Source organism: Caballeronia sp. (genome assembly GCF_049581465.1).
In the GTDB taxonomy this organism is placed as follows: Bacteria; Pseudomonadota; Gammaproteobacteria; order Burkholderiales; family Burkholderiaceae; genus Caballeronia.
In genome coordinates this window covers 1-2,522 of the sequence record NZ_JBAUSA010000763.1, presented here as the reverse complement: position 1 = coordinate 2,522, position 2,522 = coordinate 1, and the positions used below count along the sequence as shown (strand labels likewise).

The 2,522-nt window shown below is 54.8% G+C and carries 2 protein-coding genes; both read right to left on the bottom strand.

The features are described 5' to 3' along the window. Positions 1 to 247 precede the first annotated feature (247 nt). Positions 248 to 1,057 (bottom strand): c-type cytochrome, encoded by an 810-nt coding sequence (locus tag WCA53_RS18860; protein ID WP_423913976.1) that lies wholly within the window; start codon positions 1,055 to 1,057, stop codon positions 248 to 250. Next, positions 1,054 to 2,522: cbb3-type cytochrome c oxidase subunit I (locus WCA53_RS18855; RefSeq protein WP_423913971.1), on the bottom strand; the 1,469-nt coding region annotated here is incomplete at its 5' end. The genes WCA53_RS18860 and WCA53_RS18855, both read right to left, overlap by 4 nt.

Here is a 2,522-nt window from a genome sequence, read left to right as displayed (position 1 = left end):
TTTTGTCGCACATGAATCGTCCATAGGGTTAGTGCGCCATCGCCTTGAAAGAACGTGGCGTTCAACGTGTTGTCGAATTAGAAGGACCTGAGCGCTTGGTCGCGGTCACGAATCCAAGTTCACGCGGACCGGCGATGTCATGGCACGACTTTCTTTGCCTGCGTGAAGCGTTTTCGTCCGGCCGGTTGGCCTACGGCATAGCGCCGGGACTCTCGCATCCGCGACGAAGTGTTCGACTCAAACACTATCACGGTGGTTTGTCGGCCACCTCAGAATAATAACGGGCAGCGGCGTCGATCTCGTCAACTGACATATTGCGGGCTACGTTACGCATCTGACCATTGATGTCGTTGTGCCGCGTTCCGTCCGAGAAGGCATGAAGCTGCATGCTTAGATAAGTTGCGGGCAATCCTTGCAGTATCGGGCTGCCGGGCTTCTGCCCCATCGGACCGTGGCACGCGGCGCAGGATGCGATGTTCCTCGTTGGCGATCCGCTCGCGACGATAGCCGGAGGGTGTCGCGCGATGAGGCTGAAGCGCGTAGCCGCCCCTGGCAAGCTGGCGTAATATTCTGCCAGATCACGCATATCCTGATCTGCCAGGGTCCCTGCCATCACCGTCATGATTGGATTCTCACGCGCGCCTGAATGAAAGTCGTGCAGTTGTTTGTATATAACCGAGGCGTGCTGCCCCGCAAGGATAGGAAAATAGTTTTGAGCCACTGGAGTAGCGCTATGGCAAGCCAGGCATCGGGTGGCCAACGTTGCGCCACGTTTTATCGATGCTTCGTCGGCTTTGTTTAAAAGCTGAGAAGTCATCACAACGGAACTCGTTCGAACCGACGAGACGGGTGGCTTCCCCGGACTGGGTAACCAGTGCCGCGGAACGCCGGCGGCGCTACAAATTGCATTCCAGACGCCTTGAAAAGGCTGATCGCTTTGTGCTGAAGGCAACCAAATAAATCCTACCAGTGCCGAGAATATGACGAGCGCAAGAGTCCCGCTGACTGTCACGGTGAACCATCGATTACGCAGGGAGAACACGCGTTCAGTATTCACCGCAGTGGTCCTCCAATCATTACTGCCGGCACGGACGTCTCCGGTCTCGCGAGCAGCGATACGATTGGATAACCGTAGTTGAACAGGGTCAGGCCAATCATCAGAGCCAACCAAAGACGAAAACTGTTCAAGGCAACCGGGATGGTTTTTGCCTGATGCAGCGCCTCGCTAAATCGGAACTCACCGATAACCACCCGTGGGCTGCGATGCGTCCTGATAAGGACTATAAAAAATAACGCTGCGGAGATCACCAAAATGAAACCACCGATCACGGAGATAATCACCGAGATTGCCTGTTCAGAAATCTTCGGATCTGCGTAGTCGAAAAAGGCCATGCGACGCGGCATGCCGAGTATGCCGACGAAATGCCACGGAAATGTCAGCACGATCATTCCCACGAACCACAGCCATAGCTGGATACGCATCAACCGCAGTTGGGTCATCGCCCGGCCGATCAGATGCGGCCAGAGGTCGTAGGCAATCGCAAAATACATGATGACCACGGCGCCTGCAAAAATCAGATGGAAGTGGCCCGTCACCCACTGAGTATTGTGGATAGTAGAGTCGAGTTGATAGCTCGAATTGATGATGCCGCCGGCCCCCCCGAAACCTAACATCACGAATGAGAACGCCACCGCCAGCATAAGCGGGTTCTCCCAGGGCAGAGCCTTGATCCAGCCAAAGCTGCCTTGACCGCCTCGGAGTCGCGCGGCAATCTCTAACGACGCACAGATGGTGAAGATGGTCAGCAGCGTGGGGACAGCGACCAATGCGGTGAACACTGAGTGCATGAATTTAAAGCCTGATCCGACTTGCGGGTCTGCAAACAGATGGTGAATGCCAATAGGCATTGACACGACGAGGAACAAAATGAATGACACTCGCGCCATCGAATCGCTGTAGAGGCGCCCTCCTACCGCGCGTGGAATGATCGTGTAGTACGCGATATACGCCGGCATTAGCCAAAAATAGACAATCGCATGCAAGGTCCAGGAGAAAATCACGCGTGCGAGGCCGGCGTCTATGGTTGTTCGGAAGCCGAGTGCTACCGGTAATATCTGAAATAAGATCTCCACGGCCGCGCCTACGGCGGTCCAACCCCACAAATACGCACTCGCCATGCTGATGAACATCGGAAGTGGCACCGGTTCTCCGCGATGCCCTCGCTTCCACGCGGCAAGATTGATTGCCATTAAGACAACCCAAATCCAGGAACCGACCACGACCAGCACAATGCCGATGTAGTAGAAGGCGTTCCCTATCATCGGCGGATAGAAAGTATATAAAACTGAGGCAAGACCCATTGCAACGGGAACCATCGCCGTAATCGAGCCAATCGCAACAAGCGAAAATCCGACCCACGCCCATGTGCGACCGATGATTGTTTTCTTAAGCGACAATTCAATCACCGCGTAACCGAAACCCATTGATACAAGTGTCGGGAACACGTAGGCCATCGCTGAGC